The organism is Pseudomonas saudimassiliensis, from assembly GCF_000939975.1.
GTDB lineage: Bacteria > Pseudomonadota > Gammaproteobacteria > Pseudomonadales > Pseudomonadaceae > Halopseudomonas > Halopseudomonas saudimassiliensis.
Genome location: NZ_LK391969.1, coordinates 3,224,280 through 3,241,576 on the forward strand (window position 1 = coordinate 3,224,280; position 17,297 = coordinate 3,241,576).

Consider the following 17,297-nt stretch of genomic DNA (forward strand, 5'->3'; position numbering starts at 1 on the left):
AAAACCGCTGAACATTACCCAAGCCGGCGGGTGCGGTCAATTGCAGCTCGGCGCCGGGGTCAGAGATCGCCCCAGAGCTGCTGGACGATGCTCAGGGCTACCACCGGGGCGGTTTCGGTGCGCAAGACGCGGGGGCCGAACCGTGCGGCGTGGAAGCCGGACGCCTCGGCCTGGTCGATTTCCGTGGCGCTGAGCCCGCCTTCCGGACCGATCAGCAGGCCCAGCGTCTGCGGCGTCGTCAGGCTGGTCAGGCTCTGGGTGGTACGGTGATGCAACACCAGTTTCAGATCGGTATCGAGCTGGCCGAGCCATTCGGCCAGGGCCAGCGGCGGATGCACCACCGGCACCACGCTGCGCCCGCACTGTTCACAGGCACTGACCGCGATCTGCTGCCAGTGCTGCTGGCGCTTGTCCGCCCGTTCGCCCTGCAGGCGCACTTCGCAACGCTCGGTGAACAGCGGGGTAATCTCGGCCACCCCCAGCTCGACGGCTTTCTGAATGGCCCAGTCCATGCGTTCCCCACGCGACATGGCTTGCCCCAGGTGCACCCTGAGCGGGGACTCGGCTAGGCCAGCGATCGGCGCATCCAGGGCGATCCGCACCTGGCGCTTGCCGGCCTCCAGCACGCTGCCGGGCCATTCCTGGCCGCTGCCATTGAAGATCTGCACCGGTGCGCCGGGACCCAGGCGCAGCACCCGGCTTATATAGTGGGCCAGATCGCCTTCGAGCAGCTGTTCGCCTTGGTCCAGCGCGGCGTCCAGATAGAAACGGGAAACGCGCATGGTCAGTTCCTGGTGGCCTGTTCGATGCCTTCCCAGGCGACACTGGCAAGGTGGTCTATCTGGTCAGGGGTAATGACATAGGGCGGCATGAAATACACCACGCTGCCCAGCGGGCGCAACAGCGCTTCGTGCTTGAGCCCGTATTCATAGACGCGGATGCCGCGGCGTTCCTGCCAGGGGTAGGGCGTGCGGCTGGCCTTGTCCTGCACCATCTCGATGGCCAGGACCATGCCGGTCTGGCGCACCTCGGCGACATGGGGGTGATCGACGAAATGGGCGGTGGCCTGGGCCATGTGTGCTGCCAGGGAACGGTTGTTGGCAATGACATTGTCACGCTCGAACAGATCCAGGGTCGCCAGCGCGGCGGCGCAGGCCAGCGGGTTGCCGGTATAGCTGTGGGAATGGAGAAAGGCGCGCAGGGTGTCGTAATCATCGTAGAACGCCTGGTAGACCGCATCGGTGGTCAGGCAGACGGACATCGGCAGATAGCCCCCGGTCAGGGCCTTGGACAGGCACAGGAAATCAGGGCTCATATCGGCCTGCTCGCAGGCGAACATGGTGCCGGTGCGGCCGAAGCCGACGGCGATTTCGTCGTGGATCAGGTGGACGCCGTAGCGATCGCAGGCTTCACGCAGCAGTTTGAGATACACCGGATGGTGCATGCGCATGCCACCGGCGCACTGGATCAGCGGCTCGATGATAACGGCGGCAACCTGGCCGTGGTTCTCTGCCAGGGCGCGTTCCATATGCTCGAACATCAGCCGGCTGTGCTCTTCCCAGGTGCTGCCCGGCTCGCGGTCGTAGCAGTCGGGGGAGGGCACGGTGATCACGTCCATCAGCAGGGGTTTGTAGGTCTCCTTGTACAGTGCGACGTCACCGACGGCCAGCGCGGCCAGGGTTTCCCCGTGATAGCTGTTGGACAGGGTGATGAACTTCTTCTTCTCCGGTTGGCCGAGGTTGAGCCAGTAGTGAAAGCTCATCTTCAGCGCTACCTCGATACAGGAAGAGCCGTTGTCGGCGTAGAAGCAGCGCGTCAGCGGGGCCGGGGTGATGGCGACCAGGCGCTCGGACAACTCGATCACCGGCGGGTGGGAAAAGCCGCCCAGTATCACATGCTCGAGGGTGTCGAGCTGCTGCTTGATCCGCTGATTTATGTAGGGGTTGGCGTGGCCGAAGGCATTGACCCACCAGGAGCTCACGGCATCCAGGTAACGGTTGCCGTCAAAGTCGTACAACCACACACCCTCACCCCGCTGAACCGGGATGATGGGCATGTGCTCGTGGTCCTTCATCTGGGTGCAGGGGTGCCAGAGTACCGAAATGTCCCGCTGCATCCATTTGTTGTTCAAGCTCATGATGACCTCGCCGGAGAAGATATCCGGCGATTGTACCCTACGGCGTGCTGGCTGCAGAACGCTAGCGGGTGCCGTAGACCACCATGGTCTTGCCCTTGACGCTGATCAGGCCCTGTTCCTCGAGGATCTTCAGTACCCGCCCGACCATCTCCCGGGAGCAGCCGACGATGCGGCCGATTTCCTGGCGGGTGATCTTGATCTGCATGCCATCGGGGTGGGTCATGGCGTCGGGCTGCTTGCACAGGTCCAGCAGGGTGGCGGCGACGCGACCGGTCACGTCGAGGAAGGCCAGGTTACCGACCTTGCGGGTGGTGCGGCGCAGGCGGTCGGCCATCTGGCGGCCCACCGCATACAGCAATTCGGGGTCCCGAGCGGTAATGGCGCGGAATTCGGCATAGGGCAGCTCCGCTACTTCGCATTCGGTCCTGGCCTTTACCCAGGCGCTGCGGTCCTGCTCGGTGTGGTCCTCGTCAAACAACCCCATTTCGCCGAAGAATTCTCCCTGGTTGAGATAGGCGAGGATCATGTCGCGCCCTGGGGCATCCTGCAGCAATATGGTGACCGAGCCCTTGACGATATAGAAGAGGCTGTCGCAAGCGTCCCCGGCATGGATGATGGTGCTGCGCGGGGCGAAGTGGCGGCGGTCGCAGTGTTCCAGAAACGCCTCGAGGTTTTTTGTTTTCAATGTCGGCAATTTGGCATCCATTGTTGTCATCCTGGCAGAAATGATCGTTCAGACCATGGCAAACATGGCATCCTTGCAGCCTCAATGCGAGACCAAATTCGATTATGTCCAGTTTTAGGGGCAATGGCCAGTCATGCCGGCGGCGCCTTGGCGCTGTGCTATTCTCCGCCGCCAGATCAACGCATTTGCAGGAGAGCCAGATGAAAGCGCATATCAAGTGGGTGGACGGTGCCATGTTCCTCGGCGAGTCGGGCAGCGGGCACACCATTGTCATGGATGGGCCGGAGGAATCGGGAGGCCGCAACATGGGCGTGCGCCCCATGGAAACCGTGCTCATCGGCCTGGGCGGCTGCGCCAGTTACGATGTGGTGAGCATTCTCAAGAAGGGCCGCCAGGATATTCGCGACGTGCATACCGTACTGGAAGCCGAGCGCGCCGACAGCGAGCCCAAGGTGTTCACCAAGATCCATGTGCACTTTGTGGTCAAGGGCAAACAGCTGAAGGAAGCGCAGGTCAAGCGGGCGGTAGAGCTGTCGGCGGAGAAATACTGCTCAGCTTCGATCATGCTTGGCCGCGCCGGCGTAGAGATCACCCACGACTACGAGATAGTCGAGATCGACTGAGGTGCGGCCCGGGCCGGGCCGCGCTGCTCAGATGCGGTAGGTGGCCGAGGTCATGACCTTGGACATCAATTTCATGGCCGCCTTCACCGGCCGCGGGAAGACCACGCCGCCGGCCTGCAAGGCCTGGCTGCCGTGCTCGATTTCGTCCTCACGCATCTGCTCGAGGATCGCCCGGGATTTCAGGTCATCCTCGGGCAGCTGGCGCAGGTGATCATCCAGGTGCCGTTCCACCAACTGCTCGGTAGCGGCGACAAAGCCGAGGCTGATGCGGTCGCTGATCCGGCCGGCGGCCGCGCCGAGACCGAAGGAAAGACCGTAGAACAGCGGGTTCAGGACACTGGTGCGGCTGTCCAGCTCACGCAGGCGTTGTTCACACCAGGCCAGGTGGTCCACTTCCTCGGCAGCGGCCTGCTCCATTTTGCCCCGTACTTCGGGCAACTTGGCGGTCAGCGCCTGGCCCTGGTACAGCGCCTGGGCGCAGACTTCGCCGGTATGGTTGATGCGCATGAGCCCGGCGATATGCCGACGCTGCGCGTCGGCCACCGTATCGGTACGCAGGTGCTGGGCGGGGGAGGGCCGGGCGGCCAGGGCGGCGCCGGGCACCAGGGTGCGCATGGCTTGATCGGACTGGCTCAGCAGGCGGTCAAGCAGGCTGTATTGACGTGTACTCATAACTTTCTCCTGAAACTGTCCTCAGTATAGCGGCTGCTACCGCGGCCGGCCTTGCCCCAGATCAGCCCGGTGGCCAGCCCATCTGGCGTTGCCCCAGGACGTGCAGGTGAATGTGATAGACCGTCTGGCTGCCCATTTCCTTGCAATTGAAGACGGTACGGAAGCCGCCGTCGCAGCCCAGCTCCAGGGCCAGCCGCTGGCCAACGAAGGTCATATGGCCAACCAGTTCACGATCCTCCTCTGTCATGTCGTTCAGAGTAGCGATATGCTTTTTCGGGATCACCAGAAAATGCACCGGGGCCTGGGGATTGATGTCGTGGAAGGCCAGCACGCGGTCATCCTCGAAAATCGTCTTTGACGGGATCTTGCCTTCGGCAATCTTGCAGAACAAACAGTCCACGGCATGCTCCTGGTTTGGCTATTGATAGCGCCAGTGTAACCAACCGCCGGCACAATGTAACAGCGAGGGATGCGCGATGAAGAATGATATCCATGATCTGGGGCTGGTGCTGGATTCCCGGGTCCGCCTGGTGGTAATCGAGTCCTGGGAAGAGTTGCGCGTACTCGAAGCCATCGGGACGTTGGCGGTAAAGCGGGGGCTGACCTGGTACACCTGGAACCAGGTCGACGGCTTGCAGCGGCTCGGGTTCGGCAGCGGGGTAGGTGACGCCGCCGATACCACCGATCCGGAGGTGGCGCTGGCGCACATCCGCGAGCACCGCGAGCCGGCGCTGTATGTCTTCTGCGATCTGCATCCCTTCCTGCACTCCCCGCGGCTGATCCGCCTGCTGAAGATGCTGGCTATGGACCCAGCAGACGCCGCGCCGACCTTGCTCCTGGTCAGCCATGAGCTGACGCTGGCGCCGGAGCTGCGGCGACTGGCCGCGCGTATCAGCTTGAGCATGCCGTCGGACGAGCAATTGGCCGCCATCATCCGCGAAGAGGCGGCGCGCTGGACCGAGCGCAACCAGGGGCAGCGGGTGCGCACCGACAACCGCACCCTGCAGCAGGTGGTGCGCAATCTGCGCGGGGTCACCCTCGGCGAAGCCCGGCTGCTGGCGCGCAAGCTGATCGTGGACGATGGTGCCATCACCCAGGAGGACCTGCCCGCCCTGAACCGCGCCAAATTCAGCCTGCTGGACATGCAGGGCGTGCTGAGTTTCGAGCAGGACACCGCACGTTTTGCCGATGTCGGCGGCCTAGCCCAGTTCAAGCGTTGGCTGGCCGACCGGCAGGCGGCCTTTCATCAGCCGTCGAGCAAGGGCGACACGCCCAAGGGCGTGCTGCTGGCCGGCGTGCAGGGTTCGGGCAAGAGCCTGGCGGCGCGGGCGGTGGCTGGCCTGTGGGGGCTACCGCTGCTGCGGCTGGATTTTGGCACGCTCTACAACAAGTACATTGGCGAAACGGAAAAGAACCTGCGCGATGCCCTGGCCATGGCCGATGCGATGGAGCCGTGCGTGCTCTGGATTGATGAGATCGAAAAGGGGCTCGGGGAAGACAGCGCCGACCAGGGCGTGTCGCGGCGGATATTGGGCACCCTGCTGACCTGGATGGCGGAGCGCCGCAGTCGGGTATTTCTGGTCGCCACCGCCAACAATGTGATGCAGCTGCCGCCGGAACTGATCCGCAAGGGTCGACTGGATGAGCTGTTCTTCGTCGACCTGCCGGATACGGCGGTGCGTGAGGAGATCTTCCGCATTCACCTGGGTAACCGCGAGCTGGCGGTCGAGCGGTTCGACCTGCCGCTGTTGGCCGAGGCCAGCGCCGGCTTTGCAGGGGCGGAGATCGAGCAGGTGGTGGTCTCCGCGGTGTACTGCGCCGCGGCCCGGCAGGAGGAGGTGGACACCGCCCACCTGGTGGAAGCGCTGAACCAGACCTCACCCCTGTCGGTGGTCATGGCCGAGCGGATCCAGGCCCTGCGGGACTGGGCCCGCCACCGTGCGGTCATGGCGGATTGATCAGAACGGCTTGAGGACCACCAGCAATACGACGCCGACCAGCACCAATACGGGCGCCTCGTTGAACCAGCGATAGAACACGTGGGAGCGCTGGTTGTTGCCGCTGGCGAAGCGCTTGAGCTGCGCGCCACAGATAAAGTGATAGATGACCAACAGCACGACCAGGGTCAGCTTGGCGTGCAGCCAGCCCTGTTGCAGCCAATGGGGGGCCAGCATCAGCATCCAGATGCCGAGGCCGACGGTGACCAGCATCGACGGGGTCATGATGCCGCGGTAGAGCTTGCGCTCCATGACCGTGAAGCGATCGCGGCTGATCTGGTCCTCGCTCATGGCGTGGTAAACGAACAGGCGCGGCAGGTAGAACAACCCGGCGAACCAGGTGACAACGGCCATGATATGGAAGGCTTTGATCCACAGATACACGGGTGACTCCTCAAATCGGGAAGGAAACGGCGGCCGCCCCAGGGTTATGCTGGTAATTTCCCTCAGCGCTTTTATCATAGGGGGCTGGTAAGCCATGTTAATCGATTCGAGGCGCAAAATGATCAAGATAGGCATTGTGGGGGGGACCGGGTATACCGGTGTCGAATTGCTGCGTTTGCTCGCAGTGCACCCGGAGGCGCATGTCGAGATCATTACGTCCCGATCGGAGGAAGGCGTTCGCGTGGCGGACATGTATCCCAATCTGCGCGGCCATTACGATGACCTGGCTTTCAGCGTGCCGGATACCGCGAGCCTCGGCCAGTGCGATGTGGTGTTCTTTGCTACGCCCCATGGTGTGGCCCATTCGCTGGCCGCCGAACTGCTGGCCACCGGCACCCGCATCATCGACCTGTCGGCGGACTTCCGGCTGCGCGATGCCGATGTCTGGGCCGAGTGGTACGGCCAGCCCCATGGCGCCCCCGAGCTCCTCGGTGAAGCGGTGTACGGCCTCCCGGAAGTCAACCGCGAAGCGATCCGTGGCGCGCGGCTGATCGCCGTGCCCGGTTGCTACCCGACCTCCGTCCAGCTGGGGTTGATCCCCCTGCTCGAGGCCGGGCTGGCGCGTACCGACAACCTGATCGCCGACTGCAAGTCCGGCGTCAGCGGCGCCGGTCGGGGCGCCAAGGTGGCGTCGCTGTTCGGCGAAACGACGGAAAGCATGAAGGCTTACGGCGTGGCGGGGCATCGGCATCTGCCGGAGATTACCCAGGGCCTGCAGCGGGCGGCTGGCGGCGCGGTGGGGTTGACCTTCGTCCCGCACCTGACGCCGATGATCCGTGGCATCCATTCCACCCTGTACGCCCAGGTGCCGGACCACAGCGTTGATCTGCAGAAGCTGTTCGCCGAGCGCTATGCCAATGAACCTTTTGTCGACGTGATGCCCGCCGGCAGTCACCCGGAAACCCGCAGCGTGCGCGGTGCCAATGTCTGCCGCCTGGCTGTCCACCGGCCCCAGGGCGGCGACCTGGTGGTGGTGCTGTCGGTCATCGATAACCTGGTCAAGGGCGCGTCCGGTCAAGCCATCCAGAACATGAACATTGCCCTGGGGCTCGCCGAAGACATGGGGCTGGCGCACCCGGCGCTCATGCCCTGATGGAGAGCGAAAAGCCCGATCGCCCCGCTGACGAGGCCCCGTTCAGCCTGTTACCCGCCGCCTCGGCTTCGCGGCCGCCGCGGCTGCTGATCTGGGGCCTGGTCGCAGCCTTGCCGTTATGCGGGTGGCTGGGCTGGACGGCCGCCATGCAGTCCGAACAGATGCATGAGTACCAGCGCCTGCGCGATGAGCGCAGCGGGATACAGGCCGAGCTTGAGGAAACCCGCCTGCGTTATCACCAGCTCGAGGTGGATTTGCTGGTGGCGCGCCAGTCGGTGGAAGATGGTCAGGACACCATCACCGACCTGGAGCAGCAGCTGTTCAAGCTGCAGCAGGATCTGGTGCAGTATCAGGGCGCCCTGGCGCCTGACGCCACTACTCCCGGGGTGCGCTTCCAGGCCTTTGAGGTCCAGCGTACCGACGTACCGGGTGTGTACCGCTACAAGGTCATGGTGAGTCGGGTCGGCAATGAGAGCGACACCGTGCAGGCGGACTTGAGTCTGGAGGTGAGAGGACAGCTGGCAGGCAAGCCAGCGAGCGTATCGCTTGCCGAGATGACCGGCGGTCGCGCCCGCAGTCTGGCGCTGAATTTCCGCTATTTTCAGGTAGTACCGGAAAATGGCAGCGAAGCGGAGTTGATGTTGCCGGTGGGTTTCGTGCCGGAGACCGTGCACCTGCGTGCCGAGCAGGATGGCAAGCTGCTACTCGAACAGACCATGGAATGGACCGAAACGGGAGTAAGATCCTGATGTTCAAGATGGATAAGCGCAAGAAGCCGGGCGTCAATCGTCCTGCGGGCAAGACCACCCTCATTGCGGATGACACCGAGCTGCGTGGTGATCTGCGCTTCAGTGGCGCGGTGAAGATCGAAGGTCGGGTGATCGGTAATATCAATACCGAGGAAGGCGCGGTCAGCGTTGGCCAGGAAGGTTACGTAGAGGGCATCATCAAGGCGCCCAGCGTGGTGATCAACGGAGTGGTGGTGGGTGATGTGCACGCCTTCGAACATCTGCAGCTGGATGCGGCCGCCCGGGTGGATGGTGATCTCTACTATCGCTTCCTGGAGATGGTGTCCGGGGCCCAGATCAATGGGCAGCTCCACTACCTCGGTGAGGGATCGGGTACGGGGTTGGACGTCCAGGCCGCATCCCGCGAATTCAAGAGTAGTTGACCAAAAGAGTCGGATAAACGGATAATAGCCGGCTTGTTGTGCTGCGGCACTGCCGCCGGAGGTTGTATGTCTAGTGCTGAAGTTTTCACCCCTGCTGCGATGCAGTTTTCCGATAGTGCGGTTGCGAAGGTGCGCGCACTGATCGAGGAAGAGGGTAATGAGCGTCTCAGTCTGCGCGTATTCGTGACAGGCGGTGGCTGCTCCGGTTTCCAGTACGGTTTCACCTTCGATGATGAAATGGCCGAAGACGACACCGTGATCGAACGTGGTGGTGTCAGGCTGGTGGTTGACCCGATGAGCTTCCAGTATCTGGCGGGCTCGGAAGTGGACTATCTGGAAGGGCTGGAAGGCTCGCGTTTCGTCATCAACAACCCCAACGCGGCCACCACCTGTGGCTGCGGCTCATCGTTTTCCATCTGACTCAGCGCCGCGGCTCCTGGCCACGGCGGCTTCCATTTGCTGAAGCGGCGTTGCTCGCTTCAGGCCGGATACACTGCCCCTAGCACGCGTTCGCCGCGGGCACCGGTCACCGCCGGCAGGTTGCCTGGCTGGCGGCTCTGGCAGCGCCATGCCAGCCAGGCAAAGGCGATCGCCTCCATCCAGTCCGGATCGACACCCAGCGCCGCGGTGCTGACTACCTGCCGGGGTGCCAGCAGCTGCTGCAGGCGCTCCATCAACCGACCGTTACGTACCCCGCCGCCACAGATATAGACCTCCTGGGTCTGTGGCTGGCTACGCTCCAGGGCGTCGGCGATGGTCCGGGCGGTGAGTTCGAGCAGGGTGGCTTGCACATCTTCAGGATCATGAAGGCGCCCGCGCAAGTGCTGCTCGAGCCAGGCCGGGTGGAAATACTCGCGGCCCGTACTCTTCGGCGCGCTGCGGCCGAAATACGGATCGGCCAGCATCTCGCCCAGCAGTTCGGGGATCGGCTTGCCCGAGCGCGCCCAGGCGCCGTCGGCGTCGAACAGTTGACCGTTATGCCGGTGCATCCAATGATCCAGCAGGACATTGCCAGGGCCGCTGTCGAAGCCGCTGACGCATTCGCCCAGCAAGGTCAGGTTGGCGAAGCCGCCAATATTCACCACGGCGCGCAGTTGCTGGTCGCCCAGTAGCCAGGCGTGGAAGGCCGGCACCAAAGGTGCACCTTCGCCCCCAGCGGCCAGGTCCCGATTGCGAAAGTCGCAGATGACATCGATGCCGCAGAGCTCCGCGAGCAGGGCGGGTGCGCCGATCTGGACGCTGAAGCCGGATTCGGGGTGATGGCGGATGGTCTGGCCGTGGCTGCCAATCGCTGCCACCTGGCTGGGGTGGAGGTCATGCTGGCGCAGCAGCTCGTTGACGCCTTGCGCTGCCAGTCGGGCCCAGTGTTGACCGGCGATGCCGGCGCGACGAATTTCATCCGCACCGGGTTGGCACAGGGCAAGCAGTTCATCACGCAGGGAAGGGGGGAAAGGCACACCCCGCGCGCCAATCATGCTGGCGCGTGGGGTGGAAGGGGAAAAGGAGGTGAGGGCGATGTCGATACCATCCAGGCTGGTGCCTGACATGATACCGACATACAGGTGCTCCACTCAGTCGTCCAGCTGGGCCAGTTGGGTACCGCCCTGCTGATCCAGGCTGGCCATCATCTGCTTGCTCAAGGCCAGGAAGCGGGCCCGTTCGCTCGGTGCGATGGGGTCCGATGCTGGCAGCTTGACGCTGAGCGGATCGACATGGCGGCCACTGACCTGGAATTCATAGTGCAGGTGCGGCCCGGTAGCCAGGCCGGTGGCGCCGACATAGCCGATAACCTGGCCCTGGGCAACGTTGCTCCCGACGCGGAGGCCGCTGGCATAGCGGCTCATGTGGGCATACAGCGTCTGGTAGGTCTGACCGTGCTTGATAACCACGGTATTACCGTATCCGCCCTTGCGCCCTACATGAACGACACGCCCGTCGCCGGTCGCCTTGATGGGGGTGCCCGTAGCGGCGGCGTAATCCACACCCTTATGTGCACGGATCTTGTTCAGTACCGGGTGGCGCCGGCCGGGGTTGAAACGGGAGCTGATCCGGGCAAACTCCACTGGCGTGCGAATGAACGCCTTGCGCATACTGGTGCCATCGGCGCGGTAATAGCTGCTGTTGCCCTGGCTGTCGGTGTAGCGCACCGCAGTATAGATGCGGCCGCGGTTGGTGAAGCGGGCGGCGAGAATATTGCCGGTCCCTACGCGCTGATCGCCAACGTGCTTCTCCTCATAGAGCACATCGAACTTGTCCCCCTGGCGAATTTCCCGAGCAAAATCCACGTCATAACCGAACACATTGGCCATTTGCATGGTCAGATTATGTGACAGGCCGGCATTCTGCGCGGCCACGAACAGCGAGCTGGTGATGCTGCCGCTGGCGAAACGGGTGCTGACTTCGGGCTCGATGACGTCCTTGCTGAACACATAGCTGTCGCCGTCGCGCTCGATATGGATGGTCTCGAGACTGTTCACCTTGGAGCGCAGGCCGAGCAGGTCGCCCTGCTCGTCAAGCTTGAACTCCAGCTCCTGGCCAGCGCGCAGGCGCGTAAAGGCCTTGGCCTCCTTGCTGCTGTCGAGTACCGAATGCAGGGTATTGGCCGACAGACCGGCATTCTGGAACAGAATGGATAGGGTCTGGCCGCTGTCCACAGTCACGCTGGTCCATTCGGGAGCGGTTGCCACAGGCTCGGCAACATCTGCTTCCGCGGCCAGCGGCTGCAGGTTGATACCGGCCTGCACGACTTCGGGCGAGGCTGCGGTATGCAAGGACTCGGCGGTGCTGGTCATTTCCAACGGCGAGCTGATTGTGACCGTTTCGCTGATCAGGGCATCCAACTCTTCAGAGAGTGCGGATTTTGTATCGTCGAGCTGCACTTCTTGCAGCTCAAGTTGAACCAGAGTTCGCTTGGCTTCAACTTCGGTTGTGGGGATAACGAGCAGGAAAATGCTCAGCGCGGCGGCGATACCACTGGCAGCCATCAGATGGCTTTTCGGGTAGCGCGGTGACTTTGACTTGTGATGACCCATGTGCGCTCTTCTGGTTGATTCTGTGAAATGTGAAGTAACTTGCTAAATTATAACTGAAAGTGCCTCAAGGCAAGCCTTTGCGTGCCCGCTTGTCAGGTTTTCGGCGCCATTATTCAGTCTGTGCTAGGTAGCATATGGCCCGCTGTCGGCTAACCATGCTTGATCTTGATCATCAATGTTGTATCGTTGACGCCCTTTTTATTCTTTGATTTTCCTCAAACCTCATAGGCGGGAATCGCATGAAACCGGTTGACGAACAGTTGGCGCTGATCAAGCGCGGGGCAGACGAAATATTGGTGGAAGCCGAGCTGCGCGCCAAGTTGGAGCGTGGCACGCCGCTGCGCGTCAAGGCCGGCTTTGACCCCACTGCACCCGATCTGCACCTGGGCCATACCGTGCTCATCAACAAGTTGCGCCAGTTCCAGGAGCTGGGGCATGAGGTGCTGTTCCTGATTGGTGACTTCACCGGGATGATCGGCGATCCCAGCGGCAAGAATAGTACCCGCCCACCGCTCACCCGCGAGCAGGTCCTTGCCAATGCGGAAACCTATAAAGAGCAGGTCTTCAAGATTCTCGATCCGCAACGGACCAAGGTGGTGTTCAACTCCGAGTGGATGGACAAGTTCTCCGCCGCCGAGATGATCCAGCTGGCCGGCAAGTACACCGTAGCGCGGATGCTCGAGCGGGACGACTTCGACAAGCGCTATAAAGGCAATCAGTCCATTGCCATCCATGAGTTTCTCTACCCGCTCATCCAGGGGTACGACTCGGTGGCAATGCGCGCGGATATCGAGCTGGGCGGCACCGACCAGAAATTCAACCTGCTGATGGGGCGCGAGCTCCAGCGTCAGTACGGGCAGGAGCCGCAGATCACTCTGTCCATGCCGCTGCTGGTTGGCCTGGATGGCGAGATGAAGATGTCCAAGTCCCTTGGCAACTATGTCGGCATCAACGACCAGCCGGGCGTGATGTACAACAAGATCGTTTCCATGCCAGATTCCCTGATGTGGCGCTACTTCGAGCTGCTGAGTTTCCGCAGCATGGAAGAGATCGATGGGCTGCGCGCCGATGTCGAGGCGGGTGCCAATCCGCGGGATATCAAGATCAAGCTGGCCGAGGAGCTGGTCGCGCGCTTCCATGGTGAAGAGGCGGCGGCAAACGCCCATCGTTCGGCAGGTAACAGGTTGAAGGAAGGGGAGTTGCCGGAGGATCTGCCTGAAGTCGAGCTTGAGGCAGAGGCTGATCTGCCGGTGTCAGCTGTGCTGAATCGCGCGGGGATGACCAAGAATGCGGCGGCGGCGCGGGACCTGTTGAGTGCAGGCTCGGTCAAGGTGGATGGTGAGGTGGTAGATCGGGATTTCATGTTCCGTGTGGGCTCGGTATACGTATGCCAGGCCGGGAAGAAGAAATTTGCCAGAATCACCCTGAAAACCCCTTGACGGCAAATGTGAGGGGCCTATAATGCGCCCCTCGCACGTCGCGGCGCTTTTCAAAAAGCCCCGTCCAATCAATAGGTTAGCGATAACTTGGGGGTTGACAGGCAAGCGAAACGGCGTAGAATGCGCCGCTCACTGAAGAGGCTGGCAAGATCGCTTCTTCACGGTGAGAAAGGATTTTCAGGAAGGCGTTGACAAGGGGTTTGACTCCTGTAGAATGCGCCTCCCTGGCCCGGAACAGCAGCAGCGTTCCAGGCAGGTTTGCCAAGCGGTGCAGCGCTGAAAAGCCTCACAAAAAAGCTTGACGGATCAGAAGGTTGGCGTATAATGCGCGGCCTTGGTTAAGCGGAAACGCGGACCGAATCGCTCTTTAACAAATTGGAATCAAGTAATTCGTGTGGGTTGCACCAGAAGTAGCTAGTCTAACCTTCGGGAGGACGGTTACCACGGTGTGATTCATGACTGGGGTGAAGTCGTAACAAGGTAGCCGTAGGGGAACCTGCGGCTGGATCACCTCCTTAATCGACAGATCTCGACATTCTTCAAGCACTCACACGAATTACTTGATTCCGAAAGAAAGGCGATTAGGTCTGTAGCACTAAGCAACAGGTAGCAGGCCGAGATAATTGGGTCTGTAGCTCAGTTGGTTAGAGCGCACCCCTGATAAGGGTGAGGTCGGCAGTTCGAATCTGCCCAGACCCACCAATTGTCGAGGTGTCAGGTCTGAACGGGGCCATAGCTCAGCTGGGAGAGCGCCTGCCTTGCACGCAGGAGGTCAGCGGTTCGATCCCGCTTGGCTCCACCAGGACGGCCCAGGGGCACCATCGCCAGTACTCGATAAGAGTTCATACATGAATGATTCCGCCAGGCGGGATGATTGATGTCTGATCTTTGATCAGTCGCTCTTTAACAATGTGGAAAAGTGATAGAAGTAGACAAGACATAACGGGTGTTTCACTGCACACGTTATGGCTAAGGTAACTTGTAATCTCAAGTGCAAGTTCCGGATTGTCGTGAAATCATGTCAAGACCTATGGCTGCCAGCAATCAGCGCAAGCAGATTGTTTGGGGTTATATGGTCAAGTGAATAAGCGCATACGGTGGATGCCTTGGCAGTCAGAGGCGATGAAAGACGTGGTAGCCTGCGAAAAGCTTCGGGGAGGTGGCAAACGACCTTTGATCCGGAGATCTCTGAATGGGGAAACCCACCCAGCATAAGCTGGGTATCACACACTGAATACATAGGTGTGTGAGGCGAACCCGGGGAACTGAAACATCTAAGTACCCGGAGGAAAAGAAATCAACCGAGATTCCCCAAGTAGTGGCGAGCGAACGGGGAGCAGCCCTTAAGCGGCATTGAGTTTAGTGGAACGCTGTGGAAATGGCGGCCATAGTGGGTGATAGCCCCGTACACGAAAGACTCTTTGCCGTGAAATCGAGTAGGTCGGCGCACGTGAAACGTTGACTGAACATGGGGGGACCATCCTCCAAGGCTAAATACTCCTGACTGACCGATAGTGAACCAGTACCGTGAGGGAAAGGCGAAAAGAACCCCTGTGAGGGGAGTGAAATAGATCCTGAAACCGTATGCGTACAAGCAGTGGGAGCCGACTTGTTCGGTGACTGCGTACCTTTTGTATAATGGGTCAGCGACTTATATTCAGTGGCGAGCTTAACCGTCTAGGGGAGGCGTAGGGAAACCGAGTCTTAATAGGGCGTTTAGTCGCTGGGTATAGACCCGAAACCGGGCGATCTATCCATGGGCAGGTTGAAGGTGCCGTAACAGGCACTGGAGGACCGAACCGACTACCGTTGAAAAGTTAGCGGATGACTTGTGGATAGGAGTGAAAGGCTAATCAAGCTCGGAGATAGCTGGTTCTCCTCGAAAGCTATTTAGGTAGCGCCTCGTGTATCACCACTGGGGGTAGAGCACTGTTTGGGCTAGGGGGTCATCCCGACTTACCAACCCCATGCAAACTCCGAATACCAGTGAGTGCGAGCACGGGAGACACACGGCGGGTGCTAACGTCCGTCGTGAAAAGGGAAACAACCCAGACCGTCAGCTAAGGTCCCAAAGTTATGGTTAAGTGGGAAACGATGTGGGAAGGCTTAGACAGCTAGGAGGTTGGCTTAGAAGCAGCCATCCTTTAAAGAAAGCGTAATAGCTCACTAGTCGAGTCGGCCTGCGCGGAAGATGTAACGGGGCTCAAACCATACACCGAAGCTACGGGTGCATCGTAAGATGTGCGGTAGAGGAGCGTTCTGTAAGCCTGTGAAGGTCAATTGAGAAGTTGGCTGGAGGTATCAGAAGTGCGAATGCTGACATGAGTAACGACAATGGGAGTGAAAAACTCCCACGCCGGAAGACCAAGGGTTCCTGCGCAACGTTAATCGACGCAGGGTGAGTCGACCCCTAAGGCGAGACCGAAAGGTGTAGTCGATGGGAAACGGGTTAATATTCCCGTACTTCTGGTTACTGCGATGGGGGGACGGAGAAGGCTAGGCCAGCACGGCGTTGGTTGTCCGTGTTTAAGGTGGTAGGCTGATTTCTTAGGTAAATCCGGGAAATCAAGGCCGAGAACTGATGACGAGTGTTCTTTTAGAACATGAAGTGGTTGATGCCATGCTTCCAGGAAAAGCCTCTAAGCTTCAGGTAACTAGAAATCGTACCCCAAACCGACACAGGTGGTCAGGTAGAGAATACCAAGGCGCTTGAGAGAACTCGGGTGAAGGAACTAGGCAAAATGGCACCGTAACTTCGGGAGAAGGTGCGCCGGTGAGGGTGAAGGACTTGCTCCGTAAGCTCATGCCGGTCGAAGATACCAGGCCGCTGCAACTGTTTATTAAAAACATAGCACTCTGCAAACACGAAAGTGGACGTATAGGGTGTGACGCCTGCCCGGTGCCGGAAGGTTAATTGATGGGGTTAGCTTCGGCGAAGCTCTTGATCGAAGCCCCGGTAAACGGCGGCCGTAACTATAACGGTCCTAAGGTAGCGAAATTCCTTGTCGGGTAAGTTCCGACCTGCACGAATGGCGTAATGATGGCGGCGCTGTCTCCACCCGAGACTCAGTGAAATTGAAATCGCTGTGAAGATGCAGTGTATCCGCGGCTAGACGGAAAGACCCCGTGAACCTTTACTATAGCTTTGCACTGGACTTTGAATTTGCTTGTGTAGGATAGGTGGGAGGCTGTGAAGCGTGGACGCCAGTTCGCGTGGAGCCAACCTTGAAATACCACCCTGGCAACTTTGAGGTTCTAACTCTGGTCCGTTATCCGGATCGAGGACAGTGTATGGTGGGTAGTTTGACTGGGGCGGTCTCCTCCTAAAGAGTAACGGAGGAGTACGAAGGTGCGCTCAGCACGGTCGGAAATCGTGCGTAGAGTATAAAGGCAAAAGCGCGCTTGACTGCGAGACCAACACGTCGAGCAGGTACGAAAGTAGGTCTTAGTGATCCGGTGGTTCTGTATGGAAGGGCCATCGCTCAACGGATAAAAGGTACTCCGGGGATAACAGGCTGATACCGCCCAAGAGTTCATATCGACGGCGGTGTTTGGCACCTCGATGTCGGCTCATCACATCCTGGGGCTGAAGCCGGTCCCAAGGGTATGGCTGTTCGCCATTTAAAGTGGTACGCGAGCTGGGTTTAGAACGTCGTGAGACAGTTCGGTCCCTATCTGCCGTGGACGTTTGAGATTTGAGAGGGGCTGCTCCTAGTACGAGAGGACCGGAGTGGACGAACCTCTGGTGTTCCGGTTGTCACGCCAGTGGCATTGCCGGGTAGCTACGTTCGGAAAAGATAACCGCTGAAAGCATCTAAGCGGGAAACTTGCCTCAAGATGAGATCTCACCGGGGACTTGATCCCCCTGAAGGGCCGTCGAAGACTACGACGTTGATAGGCTGGGTGTGTAAGCGCTGTGAGGCGTTGAGCTAACCAGTACTAATTGCCCGTGTGGCTTGACCATATAACACCCAAACAATTTGGGCCTATGGCTTGACGCATTG

Annotated in this window: 15 protein-coding genes, 2 tRNA genes, 1 rRNA gene and 1 other annotated feature; of the genes, 10 read left to right on the plus strand and 8 right to left on the minus strand. The window is 60.3% G+C overall.

Going from position 1 to position 17,297, the window contains the following annotated elements; translation table 11 throughout:
- Window positions 1-59 precede the first annotated feature (59 nt).
- The 3 genes from VG99_RS14860 to crp all read right to left on the minus strand — a co-directional run bounded on the left by VG99_RS14860 (window position 60) and on the right by crp (window position 2,843).
- Window positions 60-782: a 16S rRNA (uracil(1498)-N(3))-methyltransferase gene (locus VG99_RS14860; RefSeq protein WP_044501230.1), complete on the minus strand. Its 723-nt coding sequence runs from the start codon at window positions 780-782 to the stop codon at window positions 60-62.
- A gap of 2 nt (window positions 783-784) precedes the next feature.
- The gene (locus tag VG99_RS14865) at window positions 785-2,137 is read right to left on the minus strand and encodes an adenosylmethionine--8-amino-7-oxononanoate transaminase (protein ID WP_044501231.1); all 1,353 of its coding nucleotides are present in this window, start codon (window positions 2,135-2,137) and stop codon (window positions 785-787) included.
- A 61-nt stretch (window positions 2,138-2,198) separates the two neighbouring features.
- Window positions 2,199-2,843, minus strand: coding sequence for a cAMP-activated global transcriptional regulator CRP (gene crp / locus VG99_RS14870; RefSeq protein ID WP_044501232.1), 645 nt, complete (start codon window positions 2,841-2,843; stop codon window positions 2,199-2,201).
- Window positions 2,844-3,022: 179 nt separating this feature from the next.
- Between crp and VG99_RS14875 the strand changes: the two genes are divergently transcribed.
- The gene (locus tag VG99_RS14875) at window positions 3,023-3,445 is read left to right on the plus strand and encodes an OsmC family protein (RefSeq protein WP_044501233.1); all 423 of its coding nucleotides are present in this window, start codon (window positions 3,023-3,025) and stop codon (window positions 3,443-3,445) included.
- Between the two features lie 27 nt (window positions 3,446-3,472).
- Here the strand turns inward: VG99_RS14875 and coq7 are convergent, their stop codons facing one another.
- Window positions 3,473-4,117, minus strand: coding sequence for a 2-polyprenyl-3-methyl-6-methoxy-1,4-benzoquinone monooxygenase (gene coq7 / locus VG99_RS14880; RefSeq protein ID WP_044501234.1), 645 nt, complete (start codon window positions 4,115-4,117; stop codon window positions 3,473-3,475).
- 61 nt (window positions 4,118-4,178) lie between these two features.
- Window positions 4,179-4,517: a histidine triad nucleotide-binding protein gene (locus tag VG99_RS14885; RefSeq protein WP_044501235.1), complete on the minus strand. Its 339-nt coding sequence runs from the start codon at window positions 4,515-4,517 to the stop codon at window positions 4,179-4,181.
- Window positions 4,518-4,593: 76 nt separating this feature from the next.
- On the opposite strand from VG99_RS14885, the gene VG99_RS14890 reads away from it, so the two are divergent.
- Window positions 4,594-6,075 carry an AAA family ATPase gene (locus VG99_RS14890; RefSeq protein ID WP_044501236.1) on the plus strand — a complete coding sequence of 494 codons (1,482 nt, stop codon included), beginning with the start codon at window positions 4,594-4,596 and terminating at the stop codon, window positions 6,073-6,075.
- Here the strand turns inward: VG99_RS14890 and hemJ are convergent, their stop codons facing one another.
- Window positions 6,076-6,498, minus strand: a complete 423-nt coding sequence (gene hemJ, locus VG99_RS14895; protein WP_076939770.1) for a protoporphyrinogen oxidase HemJ — start codon at window positions 6,496-6,498, stop codon at window positions 6,076-6,078.
- Window positions 6,499-6,616: 118 nt separating this feature from the next.
- Here hemJ and argC point away from each other — a divergent pair, with 118 nt between their 5' ends.
- The 4 genes from argC to erpA all read left to right on the plus strand — a co-directional run bounded on the left by argC (window position 6,617) and on the right by erpA (window position 9,242).
- A complete protein-coding gene (argC, locus tag VG99_RS14900; RefSeq protein ID WP_044501237.1) occupies window positions 6,617-7,651 on the plus strand; it encodes an N-acetyl-gamma-glutamyl-phosphate reductase in 1,035 nt (344 codons plus the stop codon).
- Window positions 7,651-8,400, plus strand: coding sequence for a DUF6776 family protein (locus VG99_RS14905; RefSeq protein ID WP_052508828.1), 750 nt, complete (start codon window positions 7,651-7,653; stop codon window positions 8,398-8,400). Before argC ends, VG99_RS14905 begins: the two co-directional genes overlap by 1 nt.
- Window positions 8,400-8,822: a bactofilin family protein gene (locus VG99_RS14910; protein ID WP_044501238.1), complete on the plus strand. Its 423-nt coding sequence runs from the start codon at window positions 8,400-8,402 to the stop codon at window positions 8,820-8,822. Before VG99_RS14905 ends, VG99_RS14910 begins: the two co-directional genes overlap by 1 nt.
- A gap of 66 nt (window positions 8,823-8,888) precedes the next feature.
- Window positions 8,889-9,242 (plus strand): iron-sulfur cluster insertion protein ErpA, encoded by a 354-nt coding sequence (gene erpA, locus VG99_RS14915; RefSeq protein WP_044501239.1) that lies wholly within the window; start codon window positions 8,889-8,891, stop codon window positions 9,240-9,242.
- Between the two features lie 59 nt (window positions 9,243-9,301).
- Here erpA and VG99_RS14920 read toward each other — a convergent pair whose 3' ends face one another.
- Together VG99_RS14920 and VG99_RS14925 are read right to left on the minus strand one after the other, a co-directional pair.
- A complete protein-coding gene (locus VG99_RS14920) occupies window positions 9,302-10,393 on the minus strand; it encodes an anhydro-N-acetylmuramic acid kinase (protein WP_275425478.1) in 1,092 nt (363 codons plus the stop codon).
- Entirely contained in the window at window positions 10,394-11,854 is a 1,461-nt protein-coding gene (locus tag VG99_RS14925) for an OapA family protein (protein WP_044501240.1), read from the minus strand.
- A gap of 239 nt (window positions 11,855-12,093) precedes the next feature.
- Here VG99_RS14925 and tyrS point away from each other — a divergent pair, with 239 nt between their 5' ends.
- From tyrS to VG99_RS14945, 4 genes are all read left to right on the plus strand, one after another.
- Window positions 12,094-13,293: a tyrosine--tRNA ligase gene (gene tyrS, locus VG99_RS14930; protein WP_044501241.1), complete on the plus strand. Its 1,200-nt coding sequence runs from the start codon at window positions 12,094-12,096 to the stop codon at window positions 13,291-13,293.
- Between the two features lie 374 nt (window positions 13,294-13,667).
- Window positions 13,668-13,798: a sequence feature (16S ribosomal RNA rRNA prediction is too short), on the plus strand.
- 120 nt (window positions 13,799-13,918) lie between these two features.
- Window positions 13,919-13,995: transfer RNA gene (locus VG99_RS14935), tRNA-Ile, on the plus strand.
- Window positions 13,996-14,019: 24 nt separating this feature from the next.
- Window positions 14,020-14,095, plus strand: a tRNA-Ala gene (locus VG99_RS14940).
- Between the two features lie 272 nt (window positions 14,096-14,367).
- A 23S ribosomal RNA gene (locus tag VG99_RS14945) occupies window positions 14,368-17,257 on the plus strand.
- Window positions 17,258-17,297: the final 40 nt, after the last annotated feature.